Here is an 18,815-nt window from a genome sequence, read left to right as displayed (position 1 = left end):
ATCCCGATCCCACGCTTCTCCTGAACGGGAGCGTTCTTTCTTTCCGGTAAGCCAGCCTTTGTGCTGTCTCACCGGTATGTGAGGCAGCAACGTCCTGCACGTTCCTGCTTAAAACATTAAGTGCCTGTCAGGTACGGCCTTGCCACGCCTGCAGGAAATACTGTGTCCGCGTTTGCGGGCGCGGGGGAATGACTATGTTTAAAAATATCACCCGGCAGCTGCAGGCGATGCTGAGCCGCCACCTGCCACATCGTCTTGTTCAGCGCGACCCGCTGCCAAATGCCAAAAATATGGCCTCTGCAGCGATCCCTGCTTCCCTGAGCCAACGCTGCCTGAACGTGGCGGCGATGGATGAAAACGAAGTCTGGCGTGCCTTTGGCGGGCATCCGGAGGGGCTGAACGCGGCGGAAGTGGAAAAAATCCGTGCCGTGCATGGCGATAACCAAATTCCGGCGCAAAAACCGGCGCCGTGGTGGGTGCATCTGTGGACCTGCTACCGTAACCCGTTCAACCTGCTGCTGACCGTGCTTGGCATTATCTCCTATGCCACTGAAGATCTGTTTGCCGCCGGGGTTATCGCCCTGATGGTGGGGATCTCCACGCTGCTGAACTTTATTCAGGAGGCCCGCTCTACCCGCGCGGCAGACGCCCTGAAAGCGATGGTAAGCAACACCGCAACCGTCTCGCGCGTCATTAACGATCTCGGGGAGAACGCCTGGGTTGAGCTGCCCATCGACCAGCTGGTGCCGGGCGATCTGGTGAAGCTGGCGGCCGGCGACATGATCCCCGCGGATTTACGTATTCTTCAGGCGCGGGATCTGTTCGTGGCGCAGGCCTCGCTGACCGGCGAATCTCTGCCGGTAGAAAAAGTGGCGCGCACCCGCGACCCGCAGCAGATGAACCCGCTCGAGTGTGACACCCTCTGCTTTATGGGCACTACGGTGGTCAGCGGCACGGCGCAGGCAATGGTCATCGCTACCGGCGGCAACACCTGGTTTGGACAGTTAGCCGGGCGCGTGAGCGAGCAGGAGAGCGAACCGAATGCCTTCCAGAAGGGGATTGGCCGCGTCAGCATGCTGCTGATCCGCTTTATGATGGTGATGACGCCGATTGTGCTGCTGATCAACGGCTATACCAAGGGCGACTGGTGGGAAGCGGCGCTGTTTGCACTCTCCGTCGCCGTGGGGTTAACGCCTGAAATGCTGCCGATGATTGTCACCTCCACGCTGGCGCGCGGGGCGGTCAAACTGTCAAAACAAAAAGTGATCGTCAAACACCTGGATGCCATTCAAAACTTTGGCGCGATGGACATTCTCTGCACCGATAAAACCGGCACGCTGACCCAGGACAAAATTGTGCTGGAGAACCACACCGATATCGCCGGCAAAACCAGCGATCGCGTGCTGCACAGCGCCTGGCTGAACAGCCACTACCAGACCGGGCTGAAAAACCTGCTCGACGTCGCCGTGCTCGAAGGCGTGGATGAAGAATCTGCCCGCACGCTCTCCGGGCGCTGGCAGAAAGTGGATGAGATCCCGTTCGACTTCGAGCGCCGCCGCATGTCGGTGGTGGTGAGCGAGCATCCGGACGTGCATCAGCTGATCTGCAAAGGCGCATTGCAGGAGATCCTCAATGTCTCAACCCAGGTGCGCTATAACGGCGACATTGTGCCGCTGGATGAAACCATGCTGCGCCGTATCAAGCGCGTCACCGATAACCTGAATCGTCAGGGGCTGCGCGTGGTGGCGGTGGCGAGCAAATTCCTGCCTGCACGCGAAGGGGACTATCAGCGTATCGACGAATCCGATCTGATCCTCGAGGGTTATATCGCATTCCTCGATCCGCCGAAAGAGACCACCGCGCCTGCGCTGAAAGCGTTAAAGGCCAGCGGGATCACCGTGAAAATCCTTACCGGCGACAGCGAGCTGGTGGCCGCCAAAGTGTGTCATGAAGTGGGGCTGGATGCGGGTGACGTCGTTGTGGGAAGTGATATTGAGCACCTCTCCGATGATGCGCTGGCGACGCTTGCGCAGCGCACCACGCTGTTCGCCCGGCTGACACCCATGCACAAGGAGCGCATTGTCACCCTGCTGCGTCGCGAAGGGCATGTGGTGGGCTTTATGGGCGACGGCATTAACGATGCGCCCGCCCTGCGTGCGGCGGATATTGGTATCTCTGTAGACGGTGCGGTGGACATTGCCCGTGAAGCGGCGGATATCATTCTGCTGGAAAAGAGCCTGATGGTGCTGGAGGAGGGCGTTATCGAGGGACGTCGTACCTTCGCCAACATGCTGAAGTACATCAAGATGACCGCCAGTTCCAACTTCGGTAACGTTTTCAGCGTGCTGGTGGCGAGTGCGTTCCTGCCGTTCCTGCCGATGCTGCCGCTGCACCTGCTGATCCAGAACTTGATGTACGATGTCTCTCAGGTTGCCATCCCGTTTGATAACGTGGACGACGAGCAGATCCAGGAGCCGCAGCGCTGGAATCCGTCCGATCTGGGGCGCTTTATGCTGTTCTTTGGCCCGATCAGCTCCATCTTCGACATTCTGACCTTCTGCCTGATGTGGTTTGTGTTCCATGCCAACACGCCGGAACACCAGACGCTGTTCCAGTCCGGCTGGTTCGTGGTAGGGCTGCTGTCGCAAACGTTGATTGTGCATATGATCCGTACGCGTCGCATCCCGTTCATCCAGAGCCGGGCCGCGTGGCCGCTGATTGTCATGACCGGCATCGTGATGGCACTCGGCATTGCACTGCCGTTCTCGCCGCTGGCCAGCTACCTCCAGCTGCAGGCGCTGCCGCTGAGCTACTTCCCGTGGCTGGTGGCGATCCTCGCGGGCTATATGGTGCTGACGCAGATGGTCAAAGGCTTCTATAGCCGTCGGTATGGGTGGCAGTGATTTCTCCCCTCTCCCGGCACGGGAGAGGGTACGTTTCTTCCCAAATTCAACAACCTGTGATCTCCGTCAGCGCATTCGCTTGACGACAAAATGAGCGCATGTTAACTGAATGTTTTGCCTTTATTTGGCCCGTCAGATAAGGAACATTCATGTTACGGTACAGTCTCTTAACCGCCGGGCTGATGCTCGGCGCGTCAGCGTTTGCCGCTCCGGCAGGCGACCTTCCCCTGATGCCCTGGCCTGCGAAGGTTGAACGTCCCGCGACGCAGGGCGCACTGGTACTCAACAACACCCTTTCCGTCAGCGTTACCGGAGACGACCTCGGCGACGCGGTCAACCGTCTGCGCCAGCGCATCGCCCTGCAAACCGGCTGGACGCTACAGCCGCAGGTCGTTAAACCGGACAAGCCCACTATCCGCATTGTCATTACCAAAAAAGTGAAGCCGCAGCCGCTGCCGGACAGCGATGAGCGCTATACGCTCACGGTCGATGCCAGTGGCGTGGATATCACCGCCAACACCCGTTTTGGCGCGCTGCGCGCCATGGAAACCCTGCTGCAGCTGATACAAAACGGGGCGGAAAACACCTCTCTGCCGTGGGTCACTATTGAGGATTCCCCCCGCTTCCCGTGGCGTGGGCTGCTGCTTGACTCGGCACGACACTTTATCCCGCTGCCGGATATCAAACGGCAGATTGACGGTATGGCGGCGGCAAAACTCAACGTGCTGCACTGGCATTTGACCGACGATCAGGGCTGGCGCTTCAGCTCGACACGCTATCCAAAGCTCACGCAGCTCGCCAGCGACGGGCTGTTTTATACGCCGGAACAGATGCGCGACGTTGTGCGCTATGCTACCGAGCGCGGCATCCGCGTGGTGCCGGAGATCGACATGCCGGGCCACGCCTCGGCGATTGCCGTGGCCTACCCGGAACTGATGAGCGCCCCGGGACCGTATGAGATGGCGCGCCACTGGGGCGTGCTGAAACCGGTCCTGGATCCGACAAAAGCGGCGACCTATCAGTTTGCGGAGGCGATGGTCAGTGAACTGGCGGCGATCTTCCCCGATCCGTATCTGCATATCGGCGGCGATGAGGTGGATGACACCCAGTGGAAAGCGAACGCCGCCATTCAGCAGTTTATGCGCGACAACACACTGGCAGACAGCCACGCCCTGCAGGCCTATTTCAACCGCAAGCTGGAAAATATCCTCGAAAAATACCACCGGCAGATGGTGGGCTGGGATGAAATTGCTCATCCTGATCTGCCAAAAAGCATCTTGATCCAGTCCTGGCAGGGCCAGGACGCGCTGGGGCAGGTGGCGCAAAATGGCTATAAAGGCATTCTCTCGACCGGTTTTTACCTCGATCAGCCCCAGTCCACTGCCTATCACTACCGCAATGAAATTGTGCCGCAGGGGTTAAACGGCGAGGATGTGATTGGCGACACCGACAGCGCTCAAAGCTGGACATTCACCATGCCGCGTCTGAAAGGCAAGCCGGTGGAGGGGAGCTTCACCCTGGTGAAAGGGGATTCCGGCTGGCGTGGATTTATTGATTTCGCCGGGAAATCCCGTCGTGCGGTACAGGATATTGCGTGGCGCGACGACAATCAGGTGACGTTTACCGTCGATACCTGGATGGGCGAAACGCGCCCGGTGGTGTCGGTGGACAACGATAAGCTGAGCGGCTATTTCCTGGTGGGCAATGCCCGCTATCCCATTAGCGGCAAGCGCCTGGACGATATCCCCAAAGGCATCCCGCCGGTGGTACCGGACGCCGCTCATCAGGTGAACCTGCTCGGCGGGGAAGCCGCGCTGTGGGCGGAAAACGTGGTCGCACCGGTGCTGGATATCCGCCTGTGGCCGCGCACCTTTGCGGTGGCGGAGCGGTTATGGTCCGCGCAGGACGTTAACGATGTCGACAATATGTACACCCGCCTGCAGGCGATGGACAGCTGGTCGACGGTCTCGGTCGGGCTGCAGCAGCATACTCAGCAGCAGGTGCAGTTCACGCGTCTGGCGAATAACGCCGATACCCTTCCGCTGCAAATCCTCGCGCAGGCAATCGAGCCGGCGCAGTATTACACCCGTCAGCATCTTAAGTTCCAGGCCGGAAATTACCATCAGTTCGAACCGCTCAATCGGTTTGCTGATGCGCTCAACGCCGAAAGTGCCACGGTGCGCCAGATGAACAAATGGGCTGACCGCCTGGTCAGCGACGCGGAAGACACGGAAAGCGCCGACGCGCTGCGCCACGTCTTCAACCGCTGGCAAAGCAACACCAGCGATGCGCTGGCATTAAGCGAAAACAGCTACGGACTGAAGGCGATTAAACCGGTTATTCAGGAGGTGGATAAGCTGGCCTCGATTGGCCTGCGGCTGACGGATCTGGTGGCGCGTCAGGGGACGCTGGATGACAACGAGATTGCCTCTATTCAGGGCGAGCTGGATAACGCGGCGAAAATACAGGATGAAGTGGTGATTGCGGCGGTGTATCCGCTGGAGACGCTACTACGGGCGACGCGGAATCAGTAGCAAAACGCCCGGTAGCGCGTTGCCTGCCGGGCGCAAAGGCAGCCTCGGCTGCCCCCTGACTGAAACTTAGCGACGTACGGCGATCGCTTCGATTTCAATTTTCACGTCTTTAGGCAGACGCGCAACTTCCACACAGGAGCGTGCAGGGAAAGTGGCGTTGTGCTCAGTGAAGAACGCTTCGTACGTGGCGTTAACGGTCGCGAAATCGTTCAGATCTTTCACGAACACGGTGGTTTTCACGATGTCGCCCACTTTCAGACCCGCAGACTCCACGATAGCCTGTACGTTTTCCAGCGACTGGCGCGCCTGCGCCGCCACGTCTTCTGGCACTTCACCCGTTTTTGGGTTCACCGGGATCTGGCCAGAGGTAATAATCATGCTACCCAGATCAACGCCCTGAACGTATGGGCCGATAGCCGCTGGTGCATTTTCCGTCGCGAGTACTTTGGTCATGATTTCTCCAGAATAACAGCTGATTAAATGTTCCCGGCCATTATAGGGAGGCCGGGATCCTTTACCAACCTCAATTAGTTGGCCAGCACCACATAATGAGAAAACTCTTTTTCGCAGTATTTGCATTTGAGTGCGATGTCATCGGCACGTTTTTTCACTGCAAAACTGGACGAAACCGGCTCAGCATGACTGATGCAGTTGCTGTTCGGGCAGACCAGCACATTTTCAATGCGATCCGGCAGATTGGGACGGGATTTACCGACCACTTCGTACTCGTCGATGCGGTTCACGGTGGCATCCGGCGCGTACAGAGAGAGCTGGTTAACCTGCTCGTCGGTCAGGAAGGTGTTTTCAATCTTGATCAGGTCTTTGCGGCCCATTTCACCCGACGGCAGGTTCAGGCCGATGGTGATGCGCTGGTCGGTTTCGGTCAGCTTGAACAGCGTCAGCAGCTTAAAGCCGATCTGGGCAGGGATGTGGTCAATCACGGTGCCACGTTTGATGGCTTCAACCTGGAGTTTGTTATCGTGTGTCATTGTCATTTCCCCTTACAGAGCCAATTCGCGATTCAGAACCAGTGCCAGTAACGCCTGGCGGGCGAAGATGCCGTTTCCGGCCTGCTGGAAGTACCAGGCGTGCGGCGTTTTATCCACGTCTGTGGTGATCTCATCGATACGTGGCAGCGGGTGCAGCACCTTCATATTCTCGCGTGCGCCGTCGAGGTCGCTGGCGCGCAGCACAAACTGTGCCTTCACGTTGGCGTATTCAGACGGATCCAGACGCTCTTTTTGCACGCGGGTCATATACAGAATATCAACGTTGCCCATCACCTCTTCGATGCTGGCATGCAGACTCCACGGGATCCCTTTTTCGTCCAGCATGTCGAGGATGTACTGCGGCATCGCCAGCGCGTCCGGCGCGATGAAGAAGAAGTGGTTGCCGTTAAATTTCGCCAGCGCCTGGGTCAGCGAGTGAACGGTACGGCCATATTTCAGGTCACCCACCATGGCGATGTTCAGGTTTTCCAGACGGCCCTGCGTTTCCTGAATGGTGAACAGATCCAGCAGGGTCTGCGTCGGATGCTGGTTGGCCCCGTCTCCGGCGTTCAGCACCGGAATACCGCCGGAAAATTCGGTCGCCAGACGCGCCGCGCCTTCCTGCGGGTGGCGCATCACAATCGCGTCAACGTAGGTACTGATAACTGAAATGGTATCCGCCAGCGTTTCGCCTTTTTTACCCAGCGAGGTGTTGCTGCTGTCTGAAAACCCCACCACGCTCGCGCCGAGGCGGTGCATGGAGGTTTCGAAGGAGAGGCGGGTGCGGGTCGACGCTTCGAAGAAGCAGCTCGCAATCACCTTGTGCTTCAGCAGTTCCGGTTGCGGATTTGCCTTCAGTTTTGCCGCGGTTTCCAGAACCAGTTCCAGCTCTTCGCGGCTGAGGTCGTTTATGGAAATGATGTGTTTTTGATAAAGCGGATTCATGTTTATCTCCTGACGCCGGGCAAAAAAAAGCCCCTCAAATGAGGGGCTCTGGGAATAGATTGTGCAACGGGAAGAAAAACGGCAGGCCAGCGTCTGATTTCAGACGCGGTAAGACGTTATGTCGTACACGCTTGACCATGCTTCCTCCCGGCAAATTGTCGGGCATTATACGCAGCTCGATTTTCGGATCAAGGGGTTTAATGCACACTTTACTCAATGCAAACGGTTCTTTATGAATATTAATTCGTTCTGAGTAAATAATTAATTTGTTTATGCACCAGCGCAGTACGCTTCACCACCCGGGGTGCGACCCAGACGATACTGCTTCCGGCAACCACACCTAAAATTTCCGGTAACTGGTGATAATCCAGAATTCGCGCCACCGCACGGCCATATCCGGCCACGGTATGAACAAGGATAAATTCGCTATTATGCTCCACGCTCACCACCATTTCGGAAACGGTACGCGCGGCATCGGGGGCAGGGCGCAACTGAGGATTCAACGAATAAATCTTTAGCCCTTTGGCATTTCGAATTTTTATGACACCGAGCAATTTCAGCAGACGCGAAACGGTCGACTGGCTGATGCTGTCAAACCCTCTCTCCTGCAAATCGCGGCGGATTTCTTCCTGGGAGAGATAACTCTTTTCGGCGATCAGCTGCTGGCACACCGTTAGCTGCAGTTGTTCTCTGGGAGAGCAGTCTTCGTAATCCATCATATTTCCCATATCAGTTCCCGACATAACCGGTGGCACCGCACCGGTCCGTAGGCCGGACAGGCGCAGTGCCAGCCGGCAAATTACAACAAGGCACCCAGGCTTAACGCCACCATAATCACCACCGTCAGGATCGCCAGCAGCGGCGCAACCCATTTCAGGTAACGCACGTAAGGCACACGGGCAATCGCCAGACCGCCCATCACAACCGCTGAGGTCGGCGTGACCAGGTTAACGATGCCGGAGGCCGACTGGTAAGCCGTAACCACCAGGTCGCGGTTGACGTTAGCGAAATCAGCAAGGGGTGCCATGATCGGCATCGTCAGAACGGCCAGGCCGGACGAAGAAGGCACAAGAAACGACAGCACGACCTCAAGCCAGTACATCACGTTGATAAACGCCACCGTGGACAACCCGCTGACCAGCCCTTCCGCGCTGTGCAAAATGGTGTGGGTAATCATGCCCTTATCCATAATGACTACGATACCGCGCGCAATGCCGATAATCAGCGCGACGCCCAGCAAATCTCGCGCGCCGTTGATAAACGTCGAGGTCAGCTCCTCTTCGCTCATACGGGCAATCAGCCCGACGATAATGGCGCTGGCCAAAAATACCGCCGAGATCTCCGCCATCCACCAGCCCAGCACCGCTACGCCGTAGATCATCACCGCGAAGGCGAGGGCGAAGATCAGCAGAATGATTTTGCGCACCGGGGTAAATTCCAGCGACTGCTCGCCTTTATTGCCGAGGAAGTGGGCGAGGTTCTCTTCCTGCTTGTCTGCGACGATGGAGCATGACGGATCCAGCCGCACTTTACGGGCATAGCGCATCACCCATGCCACGCAAATGATCCAGCCGATCACCAGCAGCGCCACGCGCAGGGCGATACCGTTGGTGAACGGGATCCCGGCGGCGTTAGCGGCGATCACCGTGGCAAACGGGTTGATGGTGGAGCCGAGCGTGCCGATCCCCGCCCCGAGCAGCACGGTGGATGCGGCGACAACCGGATCGAAACGAGCGGCCAGCATTACCGGGACCAGCAGGGTATAGAAGGGCAGGGACTCTTCGGCCATGCCGTAAATGGTGCCGCCAGCCGCGAACAGCGCCATCAGGATCGGGATCATCCACTCTTCACGTCCGCGAAGGCGGGTGGTTACGCGCTCGATCCCGGCGTCGATCGCCCCGGTTTTGGTGACGATCCCGAGAAATCCCCCGATGATCAGAATAAACAGCGCGACGTCGATCGCTCCGGCCTGGCCGGAAACGGGATCGTACAGCCCGGCAATGGGGGCCATCAGTACGGAAACCAGCCCCTGCGGATGCGCCGCCACGTGCGCGTACGTTCCGGCAATCGGCACTTCTTTACCGAGGGTTTCATTCATTGCCATCTGATACTGACCGGCAGGTACGACCCAGCTCAGTGCCGCTACAACGGCAATCAGAAAAAAGAGAATGGTGTAAGCGGAGGGAAACTTGAACTTGCCCATGATGTTCTCCTGTACCCGGCGCACCCCGTGGCGCGCCGGGCGGTGATTAGTCGCCGAGTGTCGCCACCATGACCGCTTTAATGGTGTGCATGCGGTTCTCTGCTTCGTCAAAGACGATTGAGTTCGGTGATTCGAAGACCTCTTCCGTCACCTCCAGCCCTTTCAGGCCGTAGGCCATCTCGATTTCACGGCCGACTTTGGTGTGTTCGTTGTGGAACGCCGGCAGGCAGTGCATGAACTTGACGTTCGGGTTGCCGGTGGCTTTCATCACCTGGGCGTTAATCTGGTAAGGCTTCATCAGGCTGACGCGCTCGGCCCATGCCTCTTTCGGCTCGCCCATCGAGACCCACACGTCGGTGTAGAGGAAATCGGCACCGTGTACGCCTTCCTCCACGTCGTCGGTGAGCGTGATGCGTGCGCCGGTCTCTTTGGCGATGGCGCGGCACTGCTCAACCAGCCCGGCTTCCGGCCAGAACGATTTCGGTGCGACGAGGCGGATATCCATCCCCATTTTGGCGGCACCGACCATCAGGGAGTTGCCCATGTTGTTCCGCGCGTCGCCAAGGTAGGCAAAGCTCAGGTCCGGCAGGGTTTTGCCCGGAGCATGCTCCAGCATGGTCATCAGGTCGGCGAGGATCTGCGTAGGGTGAAACTCGTCGGTCAGGCCGTTCCACACCGGCACGCCCGCATACTCGCCCAGCTCTTCCACGATGGCCTGGCCGTAGCCGCGATACTCGATGCCGTCGTACATCCGCCCCAGCACGCGGGCGGTGTCTTTCATCGACTCCTTGTGGCCAATCTGCGAGCCGCTTGGGCCGAGGTAGGTCACCTGTGCGCCCTGGTCAAAGGCACCGACTTCAAAAGCGCAGCGGGTGCGCGTGGACGTTTTTTCAAAAATCAGGGCGATGTTTTTCCCGACCAGGGTTTGTTTTTCACGTCCGGCTTTTTTGGCGGCTTTGAGTTCGATGGCCAGGTCGATCAGGTACTGGATTTCTGCTGGGGTGTAGTCCAGCAGTTTGAGGAAGTTACGGTTTTTCAGATTGATGGTCATTGGGTCGTCCCTTTTAAAATGGTGTTGTCTGGTGCCCTCACCCCGACCCTCGCCCACAGGGAGAGAGGGAAGGTGAGGGGAAAATACGGTTCAGTGGCGAATCAACGTGCCTTTCTCGCCCGCCAGAATGTCTGCCCCGTCGGCCAGCGCGCCGATCCCGGCGATGCCGTTGCAGGCCTCGACAAACTCGCGGCAGGCGGCCACTTTTGGCCCCATCGAACCGGCGTCAAACTGCATGCCCCTGAGCAGTTCCGGCGTGACCTGTGCCAGTGGACGCTGGGTTGGTTTGCCCCAGTCGAGGTACACCGCGTCGGCATCGGTCAGGATCAGCAGGGCATCGGCTTCAATCTGGCGCGCCAGCAGGGCGGCAGAGAGGTCTTTGTCGATCACCGCTTCAATGCCGTGATACCCATTGGCGTTTTCCACCACCGGCACGCCGCCGCCGCCGTTGCAGATCACCAGGTGATCGCGCTGTATCAGTGCCGTGATGGCGTCGCTCTCAACGATGCGTTTCGGCTGTGGAGAGGGAACCACCCGGCGGAAATAGCTGCTGTCGGCCTTGAACACCCAGCCTTTCTCCGCCTGCAGCGTTTTTGCCTGGGCTTCGCTGTAGACCGGGCCGATGTATTTGGTCGGGTTAGTAAATGCCGGATCGGCGGCGTCTACTTCCACCTGGGTGAGCAGGACGCTCACCTCACGCTGGGGCAGATTGTTTTTCAGCGCCTGCTGGAGCATGTAGCCGATCATTCCCTGACTTTCGGCGCCGAGGATGTCCAGCGGGTAGGGGGTGACTTTGTCGTACGCGCTGTTTTGCAGCGCCAGCAGCCCAACCTGCGGCCCGTTGCCGTGAACCAGTACCACGCGCCACTGTTCCGTCAGCCCGGCGATGGTGCGGGCCGCTAGCTCGATGTTCTGGCGCTGGATCTCCGCTTCCAGCGGCTCGCCGCGTTTCAGCAATGCGTTACCGCCAAGCGCCACAACCAGAGTGGGTTTTCGTTCCATGATGGCTCCTTTAAATTCCGTCGCGTTCCAGTGGGCAGCTCATGCAGCGCGCGCCGCCGCGGCCGCGTCCCAGTTCGTCACCCGGGATAGGCAGCACGGTGATACCCGCTTTGTCATATTTCTCGTTGGTCCAGACGTTACGCTCGTAGCCAATCACCACGCCCGGGCGGATGGTCAGCACGTTATTCGCGTCATTCCACTGTTCGCGTTCGGCTTCAAAGGCGTCGCCGCCGGTGGTGATCAGGCGTACCTGATTAATGCCGAGTGCTTTTTCAATGGCGTGCAGCAGATCCGTTTCCTGGGTGCGCAGCAGGCCACCGCGGCCGTCCGGGGTGAGCGTCCAGCACTGAGCGTCTTTGCGCACCACTTCCGGGTAGACGGAGAAGGTGTCCACGTCGATGTGGGTCATGACGGTATCGAGGTGCATGCAGGAGCGGTGTTTTGGCAGTTCCACAGCGATGACGCGCTCGGCCTGGCGGTGTTTGAACAGGCTATTGGCGAGGAACTCAACCCCCTGCGGCGTGGTGCGTTCAGACATGCCGATTAACACTGCGCCGCGGCCAATAACTAATACGTCGCCGCCCTCTAACGTGGCGTGGTCGTAATTAATGTTTTCATCGCCGAAATACTTAATAAAATCGCCATCGGCAAATACAGGGTGCCAGCGATATATGGCCCGGAGATTATTGGTTTCACGCTGGCGGGCCGCTTTGGCCATCGGGTTAATTGACACGCCGTTATAAATCCAGCACGAGGTATCGCGGGTAAATAAATGGTTAGGCAGTGGCTTCATAATAAAATCATTTGCCGTGTGGGTATCCACCACCATATTTTTAAAGGCCGCCGGAATTTCACCGTAGGTTAATCCGCCGCTTAATCTGCGTGCCAGTTCGCGGTGTGGCATATCTGCCAGCCAGCCGCGCACGTCGCCGGCAAAGGTTGGCCCGAGGCGATAGTCAGAGATTTGCGTCTCCAGCAGCCAGGTTTTGGCCTCCGCAATATCAAGGGTTTGCGTGAGAAGGTCGGTCAACAGCAGGACTTCCACACCCTGTTCGCGCAGGGTGTTAGCGAAGATGTCATGCTCTTCACCCGCCCGCTCAACCGAGAGCACATCATCGAATAGCAGCTCCTGGCAGTTCGATGGCGTTAAACGTTTCAGACTTAAATTTGGGCGGTGCAGCATAACGCTACGCAATTGACCAATTTCAGAACCGACGTAATGCTTTTCCATAATTATTCCTTTAACTGTTTTTCAGAATAAAAAGGGCATGCGCCATGTGATGTCTTTATTTACATGGCGGCTAAGCTCAATTGATTTCGAGATTTATAGTAGGCGCTTAAATAATGAATATTGTGACGTCGCTCACGTGAAAATGGCTATTAAGGAGTTTGTTTTCATTTGCATGATTCGTATCAGATAATGATTAATTTGATTATATTTGCGGGTGAATAGCTAAGCAGGATCCGTTGGCATTATTTGGAGTTGTTATTATTTTGTAGAATTTAATGTTTTGACATATTTAGTTATGGTATTGATTTTAATGATAATTAAACGGCGCGCAGAATGACTATGCACTATTACCCATTAACTATTTTTGACTTAAGAAAAATCAATAAATAATTATGGGATTTAATAGCAAATTACCAAAATGATAAAGTGTGAAGTCACAGAGAGTTTTGCTATGAAGCGTATACGATCAGTAAGTTAGCATCACGGCCTGAAAGCGGAGGGCTGAGGTTATGCATAAAGACTGCATAAATGCCTGTGAGCGATTAACAGTGGAGTAACACATTTCCCGATAAACATGCGCTCGCGCAAAACTCATCGAAAAAGCGGTGGTAGGACAGTCTGAATTCTCGTATAAAAGATTAAAATGAAACGCTGTTTTATATTGAGGGTTTATTTATGATCGCTGGCAACATCCATCATCTGCAGTCCTGGCTACCTGAAGAACTGCGTCAGGCTATCGAGTACGTCAAGGCGCACGTTACCGATGCTACCCCCTGCGGCAAACACGACATCGACGGCAACAACCTGTTTTATCTGGTGTCTGAAGATATGACCCAGCCGTTTACCGAGCGTCGCGCTGAGTATCACGCCCGCTATCTGGATATTCAGATAATCATGAAAGGCCAGGAGGGGATGACCTTCAGTACCCTGCCGCACGGTACGCCGGACACCGACTGGCTGGCGGATAAAGACATCGCGTTTTTGCCCGAGGGCGGGCAGGAGAAAACGGTGGTGTTAAGTGAAGGTGATTTTGTGGTGTTCTATCCGGGTGAAGTGCACAAGCCGCTGTGCGCGGCGGGCGCGCCTGCGAAGGTGCGTAAAGTGGTGGTGAAAATGCTGGTGGGGTAAGCCCTGTTAGCGTTAAAGAAGGGTAAAACGTTCCCTCTCCCGGTGGGAGAGGGTGAAAGCATCAGGCCGCAGCCCGTCATTATGTGATCCAGCTTATATTTTCCGCACTCCCTCATCGCCTCCCATTTACCTGCGCTTTTTCTGCGTCATAGTATGATCGTTAAATTAATGAACGCTGTTCTATAATGTAGAACAAAATAATTCAGCAAGGAGATCTCATGCCGCAGACCGCGTTGTTCACGGGAATCATTCCCCCTGTCTCCACCATCTTTACCGCCGATGGACAGCTTGATAAACACGGCACCGCCGCGTTGATCGACGACCTGATCGCCGCAGGGGTCGATGGCCTGTTCTTTTTGGGCAGCGGCGGCGAGTTCTCCCAGCTAAACGCCGAAGAGCGTAAAACCATTGCCCGGTTTGCTATCGATCATGTCGATCGCCGGGTGCCGGTGCTGATTGGCACCGGTGGCACCAACGCCCGGGAAACCCTTGAACTGAGCCAGCATGCGCAGCAGGCCGGCGCCGACGGGATCGTGGTGATCAACCCGTACTACTGGAAAGTGTCCGAAGCGAATCTGATCCGCTATTTCGAACAGGTGGCAGACAGCGTCACGCTGCCGGTAATGCTGTATAACTTCCCGGCGCTGACCGGGCAGGATCTGACTCCGGCGCTGGTCAAAACCCTGGCCGACTCGCGGAGTAATATTGTCGGCATCAAAGACACGATCGATTCCGTCGCCCATCTGCGCAGCATGATCCACACCGTCAAATCTGCCCATCCGCACTTCACGGTGCTGTGCGGCTATGACGATCATCTGTTTAATACGTTGCTGCTGGGGGGCGATGGCGCGATCTCGGCCAGCGGTAACTTTGCTCCGCAGGTGTCGGTGAATCTGCTGAAGGCCTGGCGTGACCAGGAGGTGGCGAAGGCGGCCGAATACCACCAGGTCCTGCTGCAAATACCGCAGATGTATCAGCTCGATACGCCGTTTGTGAACGTCATTAAAGAGGCGATTGTGCTGTGCGGCCGCCCGATCTCCACATACGTGCTGCCGCCCGCGTCGCCACTGGATGAACCGCGTAAGGCGCAGCTGAAAACCCTGTTGCAACAGCTCAAGCTCTGCTGAGCCGGAAGACGACGATGACCATTGAGAAAATTTTCACCCCACAGGACGATGCGTTTTATGCCGTCATCACCCATGCGGCCGGGCCGCAGGGGGCACTGCCGCTGACCCCGCAAATGCTGATGGAATCCCCCAGCGGTAACCTGTTTGGCATGACGCAAAACGCCGGTATGGGCTGGGACGCCAACAAGCTGACCGGCAAAGAGGTGCTGATTATCGGTACGCAGGGCGGCATTCGCGCCGGGGACGGGCGACCTGTTGCGCTGGGCTACCACACCGGGCACTGGGAGATTGGCATGCAGATGCAGGCGGCGGCGAAGGAGATCACCCGTAATGGTGGGATCCCGTTTGCGGCCTTCGTCAGCGATCCGTGCGACGGACGCTCTCAGGGCACCCACGGCATGTTCGACTCCTTGCCGTACCGTAATGACGCGGCGATCGTGTTTCGTCGTCTGATCCGCTCCCTGCCGACGCGGCGCGCGGTGATCGGCGTGGCAACCTGCGATAAAGGGCTGCCCGCGACCATGATTGCGCTGGCCTCCATGCATGATCTGCCAACCATTCTGGTGCCGGGTGGGGCGACGCTGCCGCCGACCGTGGGGGAAGACGCCGGAAAAGTGCAGACCATTGGTGCGCGTTTCGCTAACCATGAGCTGTCGCTGCAGGAGGCTGCCGAGCTGGGATGCCGCGCCTGCGCATCACCCGGCGGCGGCTGTCAGTTTCTCGGCACCGCGGGAACGTCACAGGTGGTGGCCGAAGCGCTGGGTCTGGCGCTGCCGCACTCCGCGCTCGCCCCGTCCGGGCAGGCCGTATGGCTGGAGATTGCCCGTCAGTCTGCGCGGGCGGTGAGCGAGCTGGATAACCGTGGGATCACGACCCGCGATATCCTGACCGACAAAGCCATTGAAAACGCCATGGTGCTTCACGCGGCGTTTGGCGGCTCCACCAACCTGCTGCTGCACATCCCGGCGATTGCCCATGCGGCGGGCTGCACCATTCCGGATGTGGCGCACTGGACGCGCATCAACCGTAAGGTTCCGCGTCTGGTGAGCGTGCTGCCAAACGGCCCGGACTACCACCCGACGGTGCGTGCTTTCCTGGCGGGCGGCGTGCCGGAGGTTATGCTCCATCTGCGCAAGCTGGGGCTGCTGCATGAAGATGCCATGACCGTTACCGGCCAGACGGTCGGGGAGAACCTCGACTGGTGGGAAAACTCAGCGCGTCGGGCGCGTTTTCGTCAGTGCCTGCGCGAGCAGGACGGCGTCGATCCGGATGACGTGATCCTGCCGCCTGAACGCGCCCACGCGAAAGGCCTGACCTCGACGGTCTGCTTCCCGACCGGCAATATCGCGCCCGAAGGGTCGGTGATCAAAGCCACGGCCATCGACCCGTCTGTTGTGGATGACGATGGCGTTTACCGCCATACCGGCCGGGTGCGGGTGTTTGTCTCTGAAGCGCAGGCCATCAAGGCCATCAAGCAGGAGGCGATCCAGCAGGGCGATATTATGGTGGTGATTGGCGGAGGCCCGTCCGGCACCGGCATGGAAGAGACCTACCAGCTAACCTCTGCGCTGAAACATATCTCGTGGGGCAAGACGGTATCGCTGATCACCGATGCGCGCTTCTCGGGGGTATCAACCGGGGCGTGCTTCGGCCATGTGTCGCCGGAAGCGCTGGCAGGTGGCCCCATCGGCAAGCTGCGCGACAACGATATCATTGAGATCAGCGTCGACCGCCTGTCCTTAACGGGCAGCGTTAACTTTATCGGCACGGCGGAACAGCCGCTGACGCCGGAAGAGGGGGCGCGCGTGCTGGCGTCGCGTCCGGTGCATCCTGACCTGCACGCCCACGCATTTTTACCGGACGATACCCGCCTGTGGGCGGCTCTGCAGTCGGTGAGCGGCGGCACCTGGAAAGGATGTATTTATGACACCGATAAAATCATCGAGGTAATTAACGCCGGTAAAAAAGCGCTCGGTCTTTAATTATATTTCTGGCTCTTGTCGTCTACGGGGAATATTCCGTGGACGGCTTTTGCATGTCTGTTTTTTATTATTTCGAAAATAATGTAATTACATGAAAAGCAAGGTCTTTAAATGATATCAGGATGTCGAGTGGCGTCACAAAAGCAAAATATCATAATTCAGAAATAAGATCTGACCATTGTCGGTTAATTGAACACTTAATTACACTCTATTAACACGATGTTGTGAATTCAGCACACGAAATAAGGGTGTATTCCTGATGATGCACCGGGCATTTATTTGCCTGAATCAGGACCCTGGCGTTTGCACTGTTCCACGTACTGCCGTTGGGGGTAATGATGCAATTAACCATGAAAGATAAAATTGGCTACGGGCTGGGTGACACCGCCTGCGGCTTTGTCTGGCAGGCCACCATGTTCCTGCTGGCCTATTTCTATACCGACGTGTTTGGCCTGTCGGCGGGCATTATGGGGACGCTGTTTTTAGTTTCCCGCGTGCTGGATGCCGTCACCGATCCGCTGATGGGGCTGCTGGTTGACCGCACACGCACGCGTCACGGCCAGTTCCGCCCGTTCCTGCTGTGGGGCGCGATCCCGTTTGGGATTGTCTGCGTGCTGACCTTCTACACGCCGGACTTCTCCGCGCAGGGTAAAATCATCTACGCCTGCATAACCTACATTCTGCTGACCCTGGTCTACACCTTCGTTAACGTCCCTTACTGCGCCATGCCAGGCGTCATCACCGCTGACCCGAAAGAGCGCCACGCGCTGCAGTCCTGGCGCTTTTTCCTCGCGGCGGCGGGATCGCTGGCCATCAGTGGTATTGCCCTGCCGCTGGTGAGCATCATTGGTAAAGGCGATGAGCAGGTTGGTTATTTCGGCGCCATGTGCGTGCTGGGGTTGAGTGGCGTGGTGCTGCTCTACGTCTGCTTCTTCACCACCAAAGAGCGCTACACCTTTGAGGTGCAGCCGGGATCGTCGGTGTCGAAAGACCTCAAGCTTCTGTTCGGCAATACCCAGTGGCGCATTATGTGTGCGTTCAAGATGATGGCGACCTGCTCCAACGTGGTCCGCGGCGGGGCGACGCTCTACTTCGTGAAATACGTCATGGATCACCCGGAGATGGCGACGCAGTTTCTGCTTTACGGCAGCCTCGCCACCATGTTTGGTTCGCTCTGCTCATCCCGCCTGCTGGGGCGCTTTGACCGGGTGACCGCCTTCAAGTGGATTATCGTGGCCTACTCCCTGATCAGCCTGCTGATTTTCTTCATCCCGGCCGAACATATCGCCCTGATTTTCGCCCTTAACATTCTGTTCCTGTTCGTCTTTAACACCACCACGCCCCTGCAGTGGCTGATGGCTTCTGACGTGGTGGATTACGAGGAGAGCCGCAGCGGTCGCCGTCTCGACGGGCTGGTGTTCTCCACCTACCTGTTCAGCCTGAAGATCGGTCTGGCGATTGGCGGTGCGGTGGTGGGCTGGATCCTGGCGTATGTGAACTACTCCGCCAGCAGCAGCGTGCAGCCGGTCGAAGTGCTGACCACCATTAAAATTCTGTTCTGCGTGGTGCCGGTGGTGCTCTACGTGGGCATGTTCATCATGCTGTCGTTCTACAGACTCACCGACGCCCGCGTGGCGGCCATCAGCCAGCAGCTGATTAAGCACCGTGCAACGCAGGGTGACGCCGTGCCCGACGCTGCGACAGCCGCATCCCATTAACA

15 protein-coding genes and 1 pseudogene are annotated in these 18,815 nt (G+C 57.5%); 7 read left to right on the top strand and 9 right to left on the bottom strand.

Features of this window, described 5'->3' with window-relative positions; translation table 11 throughout:
- Positions 1–194: 194 nt before the first annotated feature.
- Entirely contained in the window at positions 195–2,903 is a 2,709-nt protein-coding gene (gene mgtA / locus QRN24_RS13560) for a magnesium-translocating P-type ATPase (protein ID WP_284942802.1), read from the top strand.
- 149 nt (positions 2,904–3,052) lie between these two features.
- A complete protein-coding gene (locus QRN24_RS13555) occupies positions 3,053–5,437 on the top strand; it encodes a beta-N-acetylhexosaminidase (protein WP_284942801.1) in 2,385 nt (794 codons plus the stop codon).
- A gap of 66 nt (positions 5,438–5,503) precedes the next feature.
- Here the strand turns inward: QRN24_RS13555 and ridA are convergent, their stop codons facing one another.
- The 4 genes from ridA to QRN24_RS13535 form a co-directional block, all read right to left on the bottom strand.
- On the bottom strand, positions 5,504–5,890 hold the full coding sequence (ridA, locus tag QRN24_RS13550; RefSeq protein ID WP_014168399.1) for a 2-iminobutanoate/2-iminopropanoate deaminase: 387 nt from the start codon (positions 5,888–5,890) through the stop codon (positions 5,504–5,506).
- 74 nt (positions 5,891–5,964) lie between these two features.
- Positions 5,965–6,426 (bottom strand): aspartate carbamoyltransferase regulatory subunit, encoded by a 462-nt coding sequence (gene pyrI / locus QRN24_RS13545; RefSeq protein WP_025205744.1) that lies wholly within the window; start codon positions 6,424–6,426, stop codon positions 5,965–5,967.
- 12 nt (positions 6,427–6,438) lie between these two features.
- Positions 6,439–7,371, bottom strand: a complete 933-nt coding sequence (pyrB, locus tag QRN24_RS13540; protein WP_014168402.1) for an aspartate carbamoyltransferase — start codon at positions 7,369–7,371, stop codon at positions 6,439–6,441.
- Positions 7,372–7,405: 34 nt separating this feature from the next.
- On the bottom strand, positions 7,406–7,510 hold the full coding sequence (locus tag QRN24_RS13535) for a pyrBI operon leader peptide (RefSeq protein ID WP_168769597.1): 105 nt from the start codon (positions 7,508–7,510) through the stop codon (positions 7,406–7,408).
- Between QRN24_RS13535 and QRN24_RS22840 the strand changes: the two are divergent.
- A pseudogene (locus tag QRN24_RS22840) lies at positions 7,490–7,607 on the top strand (hypothetical protein). The gene QRN24_RS13535 and the pseudogene QRN24_RS22840 overlap by 21 nt on opposite strands.
- A 3-nt stretch (positions 7,608–7,610) precedes the next feature.
- On the opposite strand, the gene QRN24_RS13530 reads toward QRN24_RS22840, so the two are convergent.
- The 5 genes from QRN24_RS13530 to arcA all read right to left on the bottom strand — a co-directional run bounded on the left by QRN24_RS13530 (position 7,611) and on the right by arcA (position 12,858).
- Positions 7,611–8,090: an arginine repressor gene (locus tag QRN24_RS13530; RefSeq protein WP_025205741.1), complete on the bottom strand. Its 480-nt coding sequence runs from the start codon at positions 8,088–8,090 to the stop codon at positions 7,611–7,613.
- An 80-nt stretch (positions 8,091–8,170) separates the two neighbouring features.
- Positions 8,171–9,574 carry a YfcC family protein gene (locus tag QRN24_RS13525; RefSeq protein WP_020885390.1) on the bottom strand — a complete coding sequence of 468 codons (1,404 nt, stop codon included), beginning with the start codon at positions 9,572–9,574 and terminating at the stop codon, positions 8,171–8,173.
- A gap of 46 nt (positions 9,575–9,620) precedes the next feature.
- Complete coding sequence (gene argF / locus QRN24_RS13520) at positions 9,621–10,625, bottom strand: ornithine carbamoyltransferase (RefSeq protein WP_020885389.1); 1,005 nt, start codon at positions 10,623–10,625, stop codon at positions 9,621–9,623.
- A gap of 90 nt (positions 10,626–10,715) precedes the next feature.
- Entirely contained in the window at positions 10,716–11,627 is a 912-nt protein-coding gene (arcC, locus tag QRN24_RS13515) for a carbamate kinase (RefSeq protein WP_284942800.1), read from the bottom strand.
- Between the two features lie 10 nt (positions 11,628–11,637).
- Positions 11,638–12,858 carry an arginine deiminase gene (arcA, locus tag QRN24_RS13510; RefSeq protein WP_284942799.1) on the bottom strand — a complete coding sequence of 407 codons (1,221 nt, stop codon included), beginning with the start codon at positions 12,856–12,858 and terminating at the stop codon, positions 11,638–11,640.
- A 675-nt stretch (positions 12,859–13,533) separates the two neighbouring features.
- On the opposite strand from arcA, the gene QRN24_RS13505 reads away from it, so the two are divergent.
- The 4 genes from QRN24_RS13505 (at position 13,534) to QRN24_RS13490 (ending at position 18,813) form a co-directional block, all read left to right on the top strand.
- Positions 13,534–13,986 (top strand): YhcH/YjgK/YiaL family protein, encoded by a 453-nt coding sequence (locus QRN24_RS13505; protein WP_284942798.1) that lies wholly within the window; start codon positions 13,534–13,536, stop codon positions 13,984–13,986.
- Between the two features lie 218 nt (positions 13,987–14,204).
- Entirely contained in the window at positions 14,205–15,113 is a 909-nt protein-coding gene (gene yagE / locus QRN24_RS13500; protein WP_014168410.1) for a 2-keto-3-deoxygluconate aldolase, read from the top strand.
- A 14-nt stretch (positions 15,114–15,127) separates the two neighbouring features.
- A complete protein-coding gene (yagF, locus tag QRN24_RS13495) occupies positions 15,128–17,095 on the top strand; it encodes a xylonate dehydratase YagF (RefSeq protein WP_025205737.1) in 1,968 nt (655 codons plus the stop codon).
- Between the two features lie 335 nt (positions 17,096–17,430).
- Entirely contained in the window at positions 17,431–18,813 is a 1,383-nt protein-coding gene (locus QRN24_RS13490; RefSeq protein WP_284942797.1) for an MFS transporter, read from the top strand.
- Positions 18,814–18,815: the final 2 nt, after the last annotated feature.

Origin of the sequence: Enterobacter sp. MEB024 (genome assembly GCF_030209635.1) — a bacterium.
In the GTDB taxonomy this organism is placed as follows: Bacteria; Pseudomonadota; Gammaproteobacteria; order Enterobacterales; family Enterobacteriaceae; genus Enterobacter; species Enterobacter ludwigii.
This window is presented reverse-complemented; position numbering and strand designations above follow the sequence as displayed.